This window comes from Flaviaestuariibacter flavus (assembly GCF_004337505.1).
Classification (GTDB): domain Bacteria; phylum Bacteroidota; class Bacteroidia; order Chitinophagales; family Chitinophagaceae; genus Flavisolibacter; species Flavisolibacter flavus.
This window is the reverse complement of record NZ_SJZI01000042.1, coordinates 460,049-475,336: the sequence shown is the minus strand read 5'-3', so window position 1 is coordinate 475,336 and position 15,288 is coordinate 460,049. Positions and strand designations below refer to the sequence as shown.

The following is a 15,288-nucleotide window of genomic DNA, read 5'->3' as shown; positions in this document are numbered from 1 at the left end:
AACCTTCGCTTAGTAAACGCTCGAATTTACGATAAATCCTATTGAAAATTTCGCCCATGCGTAAATTACTCCTCCTGCTGACCCTCTCCCTGGCCCTTGGTGCCACTGCCCAGCAAACCGGCAGCGTCCGCATTTATGGCTATATGCGCCCCTCCCACCCGGGCATCGTGCCGGCCAGTCACCCCAATGCCACCCTTGCCGATTACCTGGTTTACCTGGCCATTCCCAGAAACGGCGGCTTCCGCCTGCGTACCGTATCCATAGGGGGCAAGGCGTATGAGTTCCGGACCGAGGCACTGGCCTCGCCGGTAAGCTATGTTAACCGCAACCTCCCGCAAAACCCGCGTACCGAAACCCTGGTTCCGAAGCACAGCGGGCGCACCTTCCAGGTGCTGATCGACAAAGCCCCGAACCGCCCCGGCGCCGGCCCGCTTCGCCTGGTATATAACTGGAACGGGAAGACCTATTCGAAAACCCTGAAGGAGTGGAAGGAACTGGAACCGGTGATGAACCAATAAGAGAGAATGTCGGATGTGCGATGTCTGATGTCGGATATATGCAAACGCAATCGGTTTGTCAATCAAAATCAGACATCAGACATCCGACATCTGTAAATAAAAAAAGAGGGCCGATAAGAATACCAGCCCTTTTAACCTAAACCGTCCGACAAAAAGTATGTTGAGTTAATCTCTTCTGTGTTGTAAGTCGCAGTGTATCAATGTGTCCTGTACAACTGCGCTTCTACTGAATAATTTTCAAACACGGTGCCAATGTGCGTTCCAACGCCGATAAAATCGTGAAAACCGTCCCTTTAACGCATTTTTGTACATTGAAGCTAAACGGTAGCACATGTCATTACAACCCTGGCGCCTCGGAATCGTTACCCGTGTTGAACAAGCGACCCACAATACGCGGCGCTATTGGATCAAAATCCCCGAACTGGAGCGACTGGACTTTGCGCCTGGGCAATTTGTTACCCTCGACTTACCCATCCACGAAAAGCCCAACAAGCGCTGGCGCAGCTATTCGATCGCTTCCTGGCCCGACGGCAGCAACGAATTCGAGCTGCTGATCGTTCACCTCGACGGTGGCGCAGGTACCGGCTACCTCTTCAACGAGGTGCGGGAAGGCTCCGAACTCACCCTTCGGGGCCCTATGGGTGTCTTTACGCTGCCGTCCACCCTTGACCGCGATCTCTACCTCATCTGCACGGGCACCGGCATCGCTCCCTTCCGCAGCATGCTGCACCATATCGAGCGCAACAATATTCCCCACCAGGGGCTCAACCTCATCTTCGGCACCCGCGAGCAGCGCGACCTTCTTTATTACGACGAGTTCCGCGCACTCGAAGAACGCCTGCCTGCCTTCCGCTTTACCCCTACCCTGTCGCGCGAGCGCTGGACCGGCTGCTGCGGCTACGTGCATGCGGTGTACGAAGAACAAGTGCTGGCGACGCAAAAGGATGGATTGCCCCCCGCGAAATTTTACCTCTGCGGCTGGAAGAACATGGTAGACGAAGCCAAAGAACGCATCCTGAAGATGGGATACGATAAAAAGGATATTACACTGGAGCTTTACGGCTAAAAGCGTACTGAGGTCCTGTGTCCTGAGGTCCCTGCGTTCACCAGCCAGGAGATTTTGCCCCGAAATCCGGTTCGTCCTTGAACTAGTGGCCTGAAAGTTCCCGGGTCTACCAGAACGCAACAACGCTATGTTTGCACCGCAACCTCAGAACCCTAGAACCTCAGACCCCCAGCACCTTCTTGATGTTTATCCTCCTCAAAGTCCTCCTTTGGTTTTTCCGTCCCCTCGTCTGGATCGTGATCCTTCTTGTGTGGGCGCGCCTTACCCGCCGGGCGCACTGGAAAAAGCGCCTTTACGGCGCAGCCATCGCAGCGCTGCTCTTCTTCAGCAACCCGGCTATTATCCGCGGACTGCTATCGGCCTATGAGCCGGCGCCTGTCCCGATCGAAGCGGTGAAGCCACACAGCGCGGGCATCGTGCTCGGCGGCTTCGTGGCGTACAACGTGCGGGATGGCAAAGGCTATTTCAACTCGGCCGGCGACCGCTTTATCCAGACAGCCCTGCTTTACAAAGCGGGCAAAATCCACAAGATCATTGTGCCGGCGGGCAACGGCTATATCGTGCAGCATGGCTTCAGCGAGGCGGCCTTCATCCGCGATCACTTTGTACGGCTGGGCATTCCCGCCACCGATATCTACCTCGACTCCGCTTCGCGCAACACCCTCGAAAACGCGCAGAACACCAAACGCATCCTTGACACGGCGCACCTGCCCGGCCCTTACCTGCTTATTTCTTCCGCTGCTCATCTTCCCCGTGCGCGCCGCGTATTCGACAAGCTGCAGATCCCCGTGGAGCTCTTCCCCTGCGACTTCGTATCGCGCGCCCGCTCCAACAATTTCGTGGAAGACTACCTGCTGCCATCGTCAACCGCACTTGCTACCTGGGATGGCTACCTGAAAGAGCTGCTGGGGACGATGACGTACAAGCTTACCGGGAAAGGCTGAGGAATATCGAATATCGATCAAGGAATAAGGAAATTTGAATAAGGGAACAATATTGGAAACGCAAAGCCCCCGCCGTCGGCGGGGGCTTTGGTATTTCGGACTTCGGAGTTCCTTGATCGCTATTCGATATTCAACATAGTGATCAAAGCATCGCTTTGTTCACTATGTTCTTCACCTCACTCATCGGCACCCGCTCCTGCTGCATCGTGTCGCGGTGGCGGATGGTGACGGTGCCGTCTTCTTTTGTCTGCTGGTCGATGGTGACGCAGAAGGGAGTGCCGAGGGCATCCATGCGGCGGTAGCGTTTGCCGATGGTGTCTTTCTCCTCGTAGAAGCATTTGAACGAAGCCTTGCAGTCGCTCATCAGCTGCTGCGCGATCTCGGGCAGTCCGTCCTTCTTTACCAGCGGCAGCACGGCCAGCTTGATGGGCGCCAGCTTCACCGGGAACTTCAGTACCACGCGGCTGTCGGGGCGCTCCGCGGTGCTGAGGTCCTGCTCCTCGTAGGCTTCGCTCAAAATAAGCATCACGGTGCGGTCCACACCGATGGAAGTTTCAATAACATAAGGAATATAGTTGCCATAGGGCTTGCCGGTGGCGGGGTCGATGTCGTTGTCGAAATACTGCATTTTCTTCTTGCTGTACTCCTGGTGCGCTTTCAGGTCGAAGTCGGTGCGTGAGTGAATACCTTCCACCTCCTTGAAACCGATGGGAAAGTTGTATTCGATATCGCAGGCGGCGTCGGCATAGTGGGCCAGCTTCACGTGGTCGTGAAAGCGGTATTTATCCTGCGGGATGCCGAGCTCGAGGTGCCACTTCATACGCTCGCCTTTCCAGTACTCATACCACTCCTTCTGCGTGCCGGGACGGATAAAGAACTGCATCTCCATCTGCTCAAACTCGCGCATGCGGAAGATGAACTGGCGCGCCACGATCTCGTTGCGGAAAGCTTTACCGATCTGCGCGATGCCGAAGGGGATCTTCATGCGGCCCGTCTTCTGCACGTTGAGAAAGTTGACGAAGATGCCCTGGGCCGTTTCGGGGCGGAGGTAGATGGTGTTGTCGCCTTCGTCGGAGGTAGCGCCGAATTCGGTGGAGAACATCAGGTTGAACTGGCGCACATCGGTCCAGTTGACGGTCTTCGAAACAGCACAGGCGATCTTATTGCTTTCAATGAGGTGCTTGAGTCCCGCGAAATCATTCTCCGCCAGCAGGCTGTCCATCTGCCCCTGCAGGATCTCGGCCTGGTCTTGCTGCCCGGCGGCCTCCAGCTCGTCGATCTTCGCCTCGATGAGGTGATCCACGCGGTAGCGCTTCTTCGAGTCCTTGTTGTCGATCATCGGGTCGGAGAAGTTGTCCACGTGGCCCGATGCCTTCCAGGTGGTGGGATGCATGAAGATGGCCGCGTCGATGCCCACGATATTCTCGTACATCCGCGTCATCGTATTCCACCAATGATCCTTGATATTCTTTTTCAGTTCCGCGCCCCACTGGCCGTAGTCATACACGGCGCCGAGACCGTCGTAGATCTCGGAGGAGGGGAAAATAAAGCCGTATTCCTTGCAGTGGGCGATGATCGCCTGGAACTTGTTGCTGTCCGTTGCCATAGGGCGCAAATATAGGTTTTGGGGTTCTAAGGTTCTAGGGTTCTGAGGTTGGTAGGCGGAGCGACCGCTTTGCGGTCATTGCGAGCGCAGCGAAGCAAACTCCGCATTTACGCAGGGTATTCGTAGCCGAAGACTTTGCGCATTGAAGCCCTCTCTGACTACGGTCAATCTTAAGATCGGGGAGGTTGCTTCGCTTCGCTCGCAATGACGGGCTCCGACCGTCGCTTCGCCCGAAAGCCACAAAAAGGGTCCTTTCGGACCCTTCCACCGGGAAACGGCTTTCACCGCTTCTCTAAAACTTGTGCGGTCTTTACCCGCGGCCTCTGCCGATCAGGCCCGTCAGTGTCGCCACCGTAGCCACCAGCATAGCTTTCACCGGGCCCACTTTTGTTCCCTTGCGGCGCTCGTCGGCATGGGCCAGCTGCGGGTCGCGGGGACCATGGACGACCAGCGTGGGGTAAGGCCGCGTGCGCCAGGGCTGCTGCGGATCGGCCGGGGAGAGCGGCTCGGTCTGCGGCTGCCTCTTGGGCTCGGCCGAAGCGACGATGCTGCCTTCCATCGGCACGGCGTATTGATTGGGTTGTATGCCCGGACCGTATTCAACGAGGTAATGCTTGGTAAACTCGGCGCCGAAATACAGGATGATGGCCGAGTAGTAGATCCACACCAGCAGCACGATGAGCGAGCCCGCCGAGCCGAAGGTGGAACCGATATCCGACTTGGCGATGTAGAGCCCGATCAGGAATTTACCGATCAGGAACAGCAGGGCCGTGAATCCGGCGCCGATCCACACGTCCTTCCACTTGATCTTCGCATCCGGCAGTACTTTGAAGATACCCGCAAAGAGCACCGTGGTAACGCCGACGGTAAGCACGAGGTTCAGTATATACAGCACCGCCACGCTCAGACCGGGCATGGCGCGCTGCAGGCGGCCGCCGAGGCCCTCCACGAGCGCGGTTGCGGCCAGCGACACCAGCAGCAGGAAGCCGAGGGTGGCCACCATGCCGAACGAAATGATACGGTTCACGATCACCGCCTTGATGCCGGCTTTGGGGTGCACCTTGAGGCCCCAGATGCCGTTGATCGAATCCTGCATCTCGCCAAACATCGAGCTGGCACCGATCAGCAGGGTGATGATACCGATGATCAGCGAGAGCGTCGTTTTGCCGCTCAGCGAGGCGCTGGCGATCATCTCCTGGATCTGCTTCGCCGAATCGGGGCCTACAATGCCGCCGATCTGGTGGTACAATTGCCCCGATACGGCCTCCTGGCCCAGCACGAAGCCGGCCACCGAGATGATCACCACCAGCATCGGCGCGAGGGAGAATATGGTATAATAAGCCAGCGAGGCGCTGAGCTTGGGTACTTTATCTTCAGAAAAGCCCTTAAAGGATTGTTTCAGCAGGGGCCCCATCGATTTCAAGGAAAACTTCTTGTTCATGCCCGATTTTACCGGGGAATTTTACAAGAAAGGGGCCAAAAGCCCGGGCTTGGGCGCTGTCGGGCTTCGGCTCCGCTCAGCGGCTGTCAGGCTTCGGCTCCGCTCCGCTGCGCTCAGCCTGACAGGAGACATCGTCATCCTGAGCTTGCCGACGAGTGTCATCCTAAGCTTGCTTAAGGGTGTCATCCTGAGCCTGCCGAAGTGTGTCATCCTGAGCGAAGCCGAAGGATGCCCCCGGGTGGCAACCGTACAGCCGTTGGCATCCGGGTCGGGGACCCTGAACCGCCGTTGGCGGGTGCACCTGCCACCAGCGCGACATCTAACTGAATTCCGGCACGTTTAAAATCCAGGATTGTCAAAACCGACAGTGGCAGAAACGGGTCCGGGGATACCACTGTCAAAAACGACAGTAGTATAAAGTGGCGGCGCGATGGCACTTGCAAAATCGACAGTGGCATCCGGCGGTTCCGGGATGGCGGTGTCAAAACCGACAGTGGCATGGATCGGCCCGGGGATGCGACTTACAAAATTGACAGGAGCATGGATCCGTCGCCGGATGCCGGTGTCAAAACCGGAAGTGGCACCCGGTGATTGTGGGATGTCACTGTCAAAACCGACAGTGCCGCGGGGTGGGGTGCGGCTGGCTGTTTTGGCAATCGTCCGCCGGTGGAAAACAGGCCGGCAAAAAGCGCCGCTTCCTTACCTTCAGCCGCACAACCCCCGAACATGACCTTTACCCGCTCCGATATCGACGCGCGCCGCGCCCGCCTCGCCGCCCGCTGGAACGACATTCTTGCCCCCAACGAAGCCGTGCTGGTGCACTGCGGCGAGCCCATCCAGAAGCCCGGCGGTCTCGACCAGACCTATCCCTTCCTCCCCCACCCCGCCTATTTCTGGCTCACCGGCCGCCGCCGCGAAAGCGAGGCCGTGCTGTACAGCAAGGAAGGCGGCTGGGTGGAATTTCATAAGGAGATCGGCGCCGACGAGGCCGTGTGGGAAGGCGAGCGCCACGATATCCTGGTGGAAGGCAAAGGCCGCCCCAACAGCGAGCAGGAGATCTATGTTGCCCTGCAGCAATTCGACAACGTATACCACCTGGGCCAGCACCGCACTCCGGTGGAAGGCAAGGCCTTCGAGTTGCGCACCGCCCTCGACCGCACCCGCCGCGCCAAAGACGCAGCTGAAGTAGCGCTCATCCGCGCGCTCGCCGCCATCGCCAAAAGCGGCTATGAGCGCATCGCCGAAGCCGTGCGCGCCGGCGTTACCGAGCAGGACCTCCGCATCGCCTTCGAGTCGGAGATCCTCCGCCGCGGCGCCACCGGCGTGCCCTACGAAAGCATCGTGGGCTCGGGTCCCAACTCGGCCATCCTCCACTTCCCGCCCACGCTCAAAACGATCCGCGAAGGCGAGCTGGTGCTGGTAGACGCCGGCGCCGAGCGCTACGACTACTGTGTCGACATCACCCGTATGTTCTCCGCCGGCGCGCCCTCGCAGCAGCAGAAAGACCTCTACAAGCTCGTGCTCCGCGCGCACGAAGAGTGCATCGCCAGGAGCAAGGCCGGCGTGCAGTGGCGCGATGTGCACCTGCACGCCGCGCGCGTCATCACCGAAGACCTGCTGCAGCTCGGCGTGCTGAAGGGCTCGCTCGACAGCCTGCTGGAAAAAGAAGTGTCCCAGGTGTTCTTCCCGCACGGGGTAGGCCATCTTGTGGGCCTGCGTGTGCGCGACACCGGCCAGCCCGAGAACATCAACCCGAAGCTTTACGCCGGCGCCCGTCTCCGCATCGACCTCGAGCTCGAAGAAAACTTCCTCATCACCGTGGAGCCGGGCTGCTACTTCATCCCGGCCCTCCTCGACGATGCCGCCATCCGCAGCCGCTTTGCCAACGACATCAACTGGAACGAGGCCGAGAAGTGGAAGCGCGTGGGTGGTGTGCGGATCGAAGACAATATTCTCATTGGTAAGAACGGCAACGACAATCTGACGATCGATGTGCCCAAAGTATTCGGCAACTGATGGCGCTCGTTCTCCCACCCCGCGACGTTTTGTTTTACGAAAGCAGGGAACACCCGCTTACCGTAGAATTACTGGAGCCCTGGTTTGTAAAACACCCTGGCAAGCGCCCCGCCGGTAACGGCCGCGGCTACTGGGCGCAATACCAAGTACGCGACGGCGAGCTCGTGGTGCGCGACCTGCTGGTACCCGACGCCCGCAACCTGCGCACCGGCATGCGCTCGGTATTATCCGAAATCCTGGTGGAGCCCGAAGACCGGGCGCTGCCACACTTCAGCGCGCTGCTGTTGCTGCACCCCGCCTACAAGGGCGACAAACCCGCGGCGCCCAACGGCAAGGGAATATATACTGTGCTCGAGTTCCGGCGTGGTCGGCTGCGCGCGGAGAAGCAATACGCAGCGGACGCCTTTGCTGCCTTTAAGGAGGAGCAGTTTACCTACTTCCAGATGACGGAGGAATATGAAGTGCTGAAGGCCGAAGCGAAGCTTCAGTTTGAAAAAACGGAGCAGGAAGCGCGGCGCAAAGACCCGGCCCGGGGGTACCGCCCTTTTGATGAAGCGGCCTTTGACAAAATGATAGCGGCGGATATTCTGAGCTTTTCCAGGGAACTGCTTGCTGATTGAGAGAAAGGCCGCAGATCTTTTATGATCCTTATGATTTGCGCAGATAAGATTGCGTGCGCAAGCCAATCATAAAACATCATAACAGATCAGCGTATTCCCCTTGCGGAATCAGCGTTCCTTCTCCCCGGCTGCATGTCGCATCAGCCCCGCCCGATCGCCGCGGCCAGCGCCCCGGCATAGCCCTCACTGACCGGAATCACCTTCTTGCCCAGCGTTACCTGCACACGCTCCACCTTGTCGATCTTGTCGACGGCCACCACGAAAGAGCGGTGCACGCGCACAAAGCGGCCCGCGGGGAGCTGCGCCACGGCCTCGGCCATCGTGCTGCGCGACAGCACCGAGCGGCCCGGCAGCACAAAGGTTACATAGTTACCGGAGGCCTCGAGGTAGAGGATCTCGTCAAGCGCCACCTTCACGCTCTCATAGCCGGTCTTGATAAAGATGTGCTCCGCCGCCGGCGCCCCGCGGAAGCGGAACAGCTCGTAGGCTTTATTGCAGCCCTTAAGAAAGCGGGCGAGCGAAAAGGGTTTGAGCAGGTAGTCCACCGCGTCCATCTCAAAAGAAGTTACGGCATGCTCGGTGTAGGCAGTGGTATAGATCAGCAGCGGCTTTTGCCGCAGGCTGTTGAAGAAGTCGATGCCCGAGATATCGGGCATCTTGATGTCGAGCAGCAGCAGGTCTACGGGCTCGCGCTGCAGGTACTCGAGTGCCGCGAAGGCATCGGTGAAGGTTGCTTTCAATTCCATAAACGGAACCTTGGCGGCATGGGCCTTCACGATGTCGAGGGCGAGGCGTTCGTCGTCCACCGCGATGGCTTTCATCAGGGGGAGTGTCATCACTTCGAAGTTAGGTCAATGGAAAGGTGCACGAAGAATTCCTTTTCGGTGCCGCGCACGAAGAGCTGGTGCCGGCCGGGGTAGAGCAGTTCGAGGCGGCGGCGTACGTTTTCGAGGCCGATGCCGCTCTTGTAGCGCTCGGGGTCGTCGTGGGGCTTCTCGTGTACACTGTTGTGCACGTCGAAGAAGAGGGTGCCGTTCTTTTCTTCCAGCAGCACCTTGATGAAGGAGGGCTCGCGGTACGACACGCCATGCTTGAAGGCGTTCTCCACAAACGGTATCAGCAGCATCGGCGCGATACGCAGTCCGGGCAGCGTGGCGCCGATGTTCAGACTCACCTGCACCTCGCCATTGCCTTCGGTGCGCAGGCGCTGCAGGGAAATATAGTGCTCGAGGTATTCCACATCGCGCGCGAGATCGATCTCGGGCTGGAGATTTTCCTGCATCATAAAGCGCATCATATCGCCGAGCATCTGCACGCCGCCGGCGGTGCGCTCGGCGCCTTCGTTGAGCGCCAGCCCGTAAAGCGTATTGAGCGCGTTGAAAAGAAAATGCGGGTTGATCTGCGAGCGGAGGAAATCAAGTCCGGCCTCCGACTGGCCGAGTTCCTTTTCGAGGTGCACCACCTTTTTCTCGAGGCGGCGGCTGCGTCGGTAGAAATAAAACGTGATCGGCGCCATACCGAAAAAGTTGATGGCGGCATTCACCACTGTGAAGGCCAATGCGTCATCGTCGTGCTGCCTGATGGTGTAGACAAGGAGACCGAAGGGGAGTGCGGTCACTACAAGCACCGCTCCCACCATGACCATATAGGTCCAGAAGGGCCGGCGGCGGCGGTGCGCGAGCGGCAGCAGGTACATGAAAGAAATCGTGTACTGCAGGATCGCATAGGGCAAGAGGACTCCAAAGAGGACCATCACCTCACCGCCATCACCGCGGATATGTGTATGCAGCAGGAGGCTGGTGATGAACAGGAGGAGGGCGGCGGCGCCGTTGCGGGCGAGCATGTGGTTTTCCGGGCGCGCGAGGTAATTGAGGTAGCGTTGCATGGCGTAATTAAAACACAATGTTAGCGCGGCTTTCCGGGCATTGCGGGCGCATTGTGACGAAGCGGCCCGAAAAAGGGACGAGGGCGGAATTTGCGACGCTTTGCGCGACGGGCGTTAGCCCGTCATTGCGAGCGAAGCGAAGCAAACTCCAGATTTACGCGGGGTGATCGTTGCCGAATGAAGTTGCGAATTGAAACTTCTGCCGGCTACAGTCAGTCTTCAGGTCGGGGAGTTTGCTTCGCTTCGCTCGCAATGACGCTGCGCGTCGCTTCGCCTACCAGAGACCTATCCCTGCAGCTTCGGGTTATCCCTGTGCCGGCTTGCATCGCGGATACTTTTCTTTTCAAAATTCTTTTGGAGCGCCGCGGTGAGGTCCACGCCCGTCTGGTTGGCGATGCAGATGAGCACCCACAGCACGTCGGCCAGCTCGTCGCCGAGCTCCTTGCCCTTGTCGCTTTCCTTGAAGGATTGCTCGCCGTAGAGACGGCTCATGAGACGGGCCACCTCGCCCACTTCCTCGGTAAGAATGGCCATATTGGTGAGCTCGCTGAAATAGCGCACGCCGGTCGTGCGGATCCACTGGTCTACCTGCTGCTGTGCCTCCTGAAGGGTCATATTCCTTTTTTGGGGTGATTGAGTTTGATGTCCATGAGCGTGGCCACCGAGCGCCCGCGCTGCTGCAGAAGCGTGGCGCGCGGGCCTTCGAAGCGCGCCGCCACCGTGGCCGTGAAAAGCTGCACCCAGCGGTCGAGATGCTCCTTGCGGATGGCCGACAGGTGATGAATGTGCTGGTGCACCGCCATCACGTTCTTGGTATAGGGCGTGTTGAAAAGGATCGACTCCCAGAAGTCGGCGATCACCGGCAGGTGCGTTTCCAGGTTGAGGGGCACCACCTCGGTGAAGAAGCGCCCGATGAGGTCATCCGAAAAAGCATCGGCATAGAAAGCCGTCAGCACGTCCTCGATATCTTTCCGTGTTTCGATGTCCCGCTTCATTCCTTGTTTTTGGTGTCGATGATAACGGTCACCGGGCCGTCGTTGATGAGGGCCACTTTCATGTCGGCACCGAAGACGCCCGTCTCCACCTTCTTGCCGAGCACCGATTCCAGCTCTTTCACAAAGGCTTCGTACAGCGGCACCGCGTGCGGCGGCTTGGCCGCCCGGATAAAGGAAGGCCGGTTGCCCTTTTTTGTAGCCGCATGGAGGGTAAACTGCGAGATGCAGAGGATGCCGCCGCCGGTGTCCGCCAGCGAAAGATTCATGAGGCCTTCGTTGTCGCTGAAGATGCGCAGGCCCGCGATCTTGGCGGCGAGCCACTGCACGTCTTCGGTGCTGTCGGCGTCTTCGATGCCCACCAGCACAAGCAGGCCTGTGCCGATGGCGCCGACGGTAAGTCCGTCTACTTTTACGGAGGCTTCGCTGACTCTTTGGATGACGACGCGCATGGAGTGGTTTACTAGCAGCGAAGATAGCACCAGCGTGCGAAGCGACGGGCGGAGCCCGTCATTGCGAGCGCAGCGAAGCAAACTCCCTGAAATGAAGACTGATCGCAGCTAGTAAGAGCTTCAGTTTGCAAATGCTTTTGGATTCGAACACCCTGCGTAAATCCGGAGTTTGCTTCGCTGCGCTCGCAATGACACGGAAGCGCTTCGCACTTCCGTGTATTTTTGGCGCATGGACCTGAGCAACGAGTTCCAATACCAAACCACGCGTGCCGGTGGCAAGGGCGGGCAGAATGTCAACAAGGTGGAGACGGCCGTCATCGCCTGGTGGCCCGTGGCCGCCTCGCAGCTGGTAACGGACCAACAGAAAGCCCTCCTGCAGGAAAAGCTGGCGCACCGCATCAATGCCGAGGGCGCGCTGTGGGTGAAAGCACAGTCCTACCGCACCCAGCTGGAAAACAAGGCCGACGCCGCCCGCAAGCTGCAGGAGCTGGTGGAAGGCGCGCTGCGCAAGAAGAAGCCGCGCATCGCCACCAAGGTGCCCCGCGGCGTGCGCGAGGCGCGGATCGATCAGAAGAAAAAGACCGCCGAGAAAAAGACCGGCCGCCGCCGCCTGCGACCCGGTGATTTTTAACGGCACGCTTCCTTTTTTGCGCTTAGATTCGGGCTACGAAAAACACTATGCGCCCCCTGAACCTCCTTACGATAATTACGGCAACGGTGGTAGCCGCCGGCGCCCTGCTCAGCGCCTGCGGCAAAGACCGCGCGCTCAGCTTCACCCCGGTGCCCTTCGTGGTGCCTGAAGGCTTCCCGCCCCTCGCCTACGACTTCAATGCCGATCCCATCACCGAAGAAGGCTTCCAGCTGGGCAAGAAACTCTTTTACGATGGCCGCCTCTCCGCCGACGGCGCCCACAGCTGCAACTCCTGCCACCAGCAGGTTGCTGCTTTCACCACCTACCAGCACGACCGCAGCCACGGCTACGGCAACTCCCATACCCTCCGCAACGCGCCCGGCCTCGCCAACCTGGCCTGGTTCCGCTCCTACTTCCTCGACGGGCAGTACGGCGACCTGAGCAGCGTCATCGAGCGGCACATCACCCACCCGCAGGAGATGGGCTCCGCCAGCATGGAAGCGGCCGCCGCCCGCCTCGCCGGCGATCCCGAATACGGCACCCTCTTCCGGGCAGCCTACGGCAACGCCGAGCCCACCGGGCCGCGCATCGCCAACGCCCTCCGGCAGTTTTTGCTGTCGCTGGTAGTGGCCGACAGCAAGTACGACCGCGTGCGGCGCGGCGCCGCCACCTTCAACAGCCCGGAGGCGGCCGGCTACGCCATCTTCCGCGCCAAGTGCATCTCCTGCCACGCGGAGCCCCTCATCAGCGGCAACCGCTATTACAATATCGGCCTGCCCATCGACCCGGTGCTCCGCGATTACGGCCGCATGCGCGTCACCGGCGACCCGGCCGACTCGCTCAAGTTCCGCATCCCCGACCTGCACAACGTAGCCCTCACCAGCTACTACGCGCACGACGGCCGCTTCAGCGATATGCGCCTTCACATCCGCCACTACAGCGGCGGCGTGCAAAGCGGCCCCACCACCGACCCGCTGGTGGCCGGCGGCATTCCCATGAGCGCTGCCGAGGAAGACCGGCTGATCGATTTCCTAAATACGCTGACGGATACGGCATTTTTGAATAACCCGAGGTTTAAGCAGTGACGGCGGGAGCCATGAACCGTGAGCCCCGATGCGAAGCGACGGCCGGAGGCCGTCATTGCGAGCGTAGCGAAGCAAACTCCGGCGTTACCCAGGGTGCTCCGCAGCCAAAAGAATTTCCTACCTAAAGCTCTCTCGGTCGAGGACCAGTCTTCAGGTCGGGGAGTTTGCTTCGCTCCGCTCGCAATGACGCTGCGCGTCGCTTCGCTACCTACCCAACAAGGCTCGCGTCGGCTTCGCACGCAGCATTCACGATTGACGATTCACGAATCACGATTACATTTGTTTCCCCCCAATGAGTGAGATCAAAAAACTGGCAGGACAGACAATGTGGTACGGCGTCAGCTCCATCGCGGCGCGTTTCCTGAATTACCTGCTGGTGCCTTATATCACCTATAAGCTCGATAAAAGCCTCTATGGCGAGGTGAGCACGCTCTATGCCGCCATCCCCTTTCTCAACGTGATCTTCACCTACGGGCTCGAGACGGCTTACTTCCGCTACGCCAAAACGCCCGGGGAGCATGAGCGGGTATACAATACGGCTTCCATCTCCCTGCTCAGCACCACCGTCGTTTTTACCACGCTGCTCATCCTGCTGCGCGTGCCGCTGGCACACCTGCTGCTGGTAGACAAGCACCCGGAATACATCACCTACAGCGCGCTGATTATCGGGCTGGATGCCGCATCCACCCTGGCCTTCGCGCGCCTGCGCTACGAGGGGCGGCCGCGCAAATATGCCCTCGTGCGCATCCTCGGCATCCTGGTCAACATCGGCGCCACCTTCTTCTTCCTGTCGTACTGCCCGCGCCTTTACGAGCAGGACCCGCACTCCTTCGTGCATGCCTTTTACCGGCCCGACTACCAGGTGGGCTACCTCATCATCGCCAACCTGCTACAGGCGGGCATCACCTTCCTCATTCTCGCGCGCGGCATCTTTGCCTTCCGCTGGCATTTCGAGCCGCGCTTCTGGACCGAGCTGCTGGTGTATTCCTCCCCGCTCATCCTGGCCGGCTTCGCGGGGATGATCAACGAAACCTTCGACCGCATCATGCTGGGCAAGCTGTCGTCGGCCCCCACCGAGGAAGCGCGCCTCGCCGAGGTGGGCATCTACGGCGCCTGCTACAAGCTTTCGATCCTCATCACTCTTTTCATCCAGGCCTTCCGCATGGGCGCCGAGCCCTTCTTCTTCAAGCAGGCCCAGCGCGAGGGGCAGGACCCGCGCCGCACCTACGCCCGCGTGATGAAGCTGTTCGTGATCGTCATCTGCTTTATGTTCCTGGTGGTGGCGCTCTTCCTCGACATCTGGGGGCATTTCATCGCGAAGCCTTACCGCGTCGGCCTCGGGGTGGTGCCCATCCTGCTGCTGGCCAATATGTTCCTCGGCGTGTATTACAACCTGTCCATCTGGTACAAGCTTTCCAACAAGACCGGCGCCGGCGCCTGGATCACCCTCATCGGCGCGGCCATCACCCTGGTCATCAACTTCCTCTTCATCCCGCGCTTCGGCTACTATGCCTGCGCCTGGGCCACCTTCTTCTGCTATGGTACCATGATGGCCGTCTCTTACAGCTGGGGGCAAAAAGCCTACCGCGTGCCCTACCCTACCAAGAAGCTGATCGCCTACTTCGTGATCACGGTAGCGCTCTTCGGGTTGCAGACCGCCTTCAACGCCATCGGCCTCAACGAGTGGATCAACCGCGCCTTCGGCCTCCTGCTGCTGGGGCTTTTCGGCGGCTTCCTGCTCACCGTGGAACGCAAGGAATTTGCAAAGCTCCCGTTGGTGGGCCGCTACTTCCGCGGTCCGGCCGCGAGTCCCGCCCCCCGGACGCAATAGGTCCTTTCAAAAACATCCGGATCCGGCAGGTCTACCCCAGCAAACCGGGCCGCGACGGCACCGGACAAGGTCGAAACGCAAACGTGCAGCCCCGAAAAGGCATCGAACGGAGCCGAAACGCGATCGGACAGCGCAGAAACAGCACCGGACAACGCCTCAATGGCACCCGACAATGCCGAAATGGCATCGGACAGCGCCGAA

General features: G+C 59.5%; 15 protein-coding genes. 8 read left to right on the top strand and 7 right to left on the bottom strand.

Annotated elements, in window-relative coordinates; translation table 11 throughout:
* Nucleotides 1–56 precede the first annotated feature (56 nt).
* The 3 genes from EPD60_RS09975 to EPD60_RS09965 all read left to right on the top strand — a co-directional run bounded on the left by EPD60_RS09975 (nucleotide 57) and on the right by EPD60_RS09965 (nucleotide 2,528).
* Complete coding sequence (locus EPD60_RS09975) at nucleotides 57–518, top strand: hypothetical protein (RefSeq protein ID WP_131449306.1); 462 nt, start codon at nucleotides 57–59, stop codon at nucleotides 516–518.
* 331 nt (nucleotides 519–849) lie between these two features.
* Nucleotides 850–1,584, top strand: coding sequence for a ferredoxin--NADP reductase (locus tag EPD60_RS09970; RefSeq protein ID WP_131449305.1), 735 nt, complete (start codon nucleotides 850–852; stop codon nucleotides 1,582–1,584).
* Nucleotides 1,585–1,766: 182 nt separating this feature from the next.
* Nucleotides 1,767–2,528, top strand: a complete 762-nt coding sequence (locus EPD60_RS09965; protein WP_131449304.1) for a YdcF family protein — start codon at nucleotides 1,767–1,769, stop codon at nucleotides 2,526–2,528.
* Nucleotides 2,529–2,670: 142 nt separating this feature from the next.
* Here the strand turns inward: EPD60_RS09965 and EPD60_RS09960 are convergent, their stop codons facing one another.
* Together EPD60_RS09960 and EPD60_RS09955 are read right to left on the bottom strand one after the other, a co-directional pair.
* Nucleotides 2,671–4,134 (bottom strand): glycine--tRNA ligase, encoded by a 1,464-nt coding sequence (locus EPD60_RS09960; RefSeq protein ID WP_131449303.1) that lies wholly within the window; start codon nucleotides 4,132–4,134, stop codon nucleotides 2,671–2,673.
* Between the two features lie 310 nt (nucleotides 4,135–4,444).
* Nucleotides 4,445–5,575, bottom strand: a complete 1,131-nt coding sequence (locus EPD60_RS09955) for a YihY/virulence factor BrkB family protein (protein WP_131449302.1) — start codon at nucleotides 5,573–5,575, stop codon at nucleotides 4,445–4,447.
* A 726-nt stretch (nucleotides 5,576–6,301) separates the two neighbouring features.
* Here EPD60_RS09955 and EPD60_RS09950 point away from each other — a divergent pair.
* Both EPD60_RS09950 and EPD60_RS09945 read left to right on the top strand, forming a co-directional pair.
* Nucleotides 6,302–7,591, top strand: a complete 1,290-nt coding sequence (locus EPD60_RS09950; RefSeq protein WP_131449301.1) for an aminopeptidase P N-terminal domain-containing protein — start codon at nucleotides 6,302–6,304, stop codon at nucleotides 7,589–7,591.
* Entirely contained in the window at nucleotides 7,591–8,211 is a 621-nt protein-coding gene (locus tag EPD60_RS09945; protein WP_131449300.1) for a hypothetical protein, read from the top strand. The genes EPD60_RS09950 and EPD60_RS09945 overlap by 1 nt, the downstream gene beginning before the upstream one ends.
* Nucleotides 8,212–8,351: 140 nt before the next feature.
* On the opposite strand, the gene EPD60_RS09940 is transcribed toward EPD60_RS09945, so the two are convergent.
* The 5 genes from EPD60_RS09940 to dtd all read right to left on the bottom strand — a co-directional run bounded on the left by EPD60_RS09940 (nucleotide 8,352) and on the right by dtd (nucleotide 11,540).
* Nucleotides 8,352–9,047 carry a LytR/AlgR family response regulator transcription factor gene (locus EPD60_RS09940; protein ID WP_207896598.1) on the bottom strand — a complete coding sequence of 232 codons (696 nt, stop codon included), beginning with the start codon at nucleotides 9,045–9,047 and terminating at the stop codon, nucleotides 8,352–8,354.
* A complete protein-coding gene (locus EPD60_RS09935; protein ID WP_131449299.1) occupies nucleotides 9,047–10,096 on the bottom strand; it encodes a sensor histidine kinase in 1,050 nt (349 codons plus the stop codon). Before EPD60_RS09935 ends, EPD60_RS09940 begins: the two co-directional genes overlap by 1 nt.
* A gap of 285 nt (nucleotides 10,097–10,381) precedes the next feature.
* The gene (locus tag EPD60_RS09930; protein WP_131449298.1) at nucleotides 10,382–10,711 is read right to left on the bottom strand and encodes a nucleotide pyrophosphohydrolase; all 330 of its coding nucleotides are present in this window, start codon (nucleotides 10,709–10,711) and stop codon (nucleotides 10,382–10,384) included.
* Entirely contained in the window at nucleotides 10,708–11,091 is a 384-nt protein-coding gene (locus tag EPD60_RS09925; protein ID WP_131449297.1) for a group III truncated hemoglobin, read from the bottom strand. The genes EPD60_RS09930 and EPD60_RS09925 overlap by 4 nt, the downstream gene beginning before the upstream one ends.
* Nucleotides 11,088–11,540 carry a D-aminoacyl-tRNA deacylase gene (gene dtd / locus EPD60_RS09920; protein ID WP_131449296.1) on the bottom strand — a complete coding sequence of 151 codons (453 nt, stop codon included), beginning with the start codon at nucleotides 11,538–11,540 and terminating at the stop codon, nucleotides 11,088–11,090. The genes EPD60_RS09925 and dtd overlap by 4 nt, the downstream gene beginning before the upstream one ends.
* A 229-nt stretch (nucleotides 11,541–11,769) precedes the next feature.
* On the opposite strand from dtd, the gene arfB reads away from it, so the two are divergent.
* The 3 genes from arfB to EPD60_RS09905 all read left to right on the top strand — a co-directional run bounded on the left by arfB (nucleotide 11,770) and on the right by EPD60_RS09905 (nucleotide 15,087).
* Nucleotides 11,770–12,171: an alternative ribosome rescue aminoacyl-tRNA hydrolase ArfB gene (gene arfB / locus EPD60_RS09915; RefSeq protein ID WP_131449295.1), complete on the top strand. Its 402-nt coding sequence runs from the start codon at nucleotides 11,770–11,772 to the stop codon at nucleotides 12,169–12,171.
* Between the two features lie 47 nt (nucleotides 12,172–12,218).
* Nucleotides 12,219–13,256, top strand: a complete 1,038-nt coding sequence (locus tag EPD60_RS09910) for a cytochrome-c peroxidase (RefSeq protein ID WP_131449294.1) — start codon at nucleotides 12,219–12,221, stop codon at nucleotides 13,254–13,256.
* A gap of 292 nt (nucleotides 13,257–13,548) precedes the next feature.
* Nucleotides 13,549–15,087, top strand: coding sequence for a lipopolysaccharide biosynthesis protein (locus EPD60_RS09905; RefSeq protein WP_243647802.1), 1,539 nt, complete (start codon nucleotides 13,549–13,551; stop codon nucleotides 15,085–15,087).
* The last annotated feature ends 201 nt before the right edge of the window (nucleotides 15,088–15,288 follow it).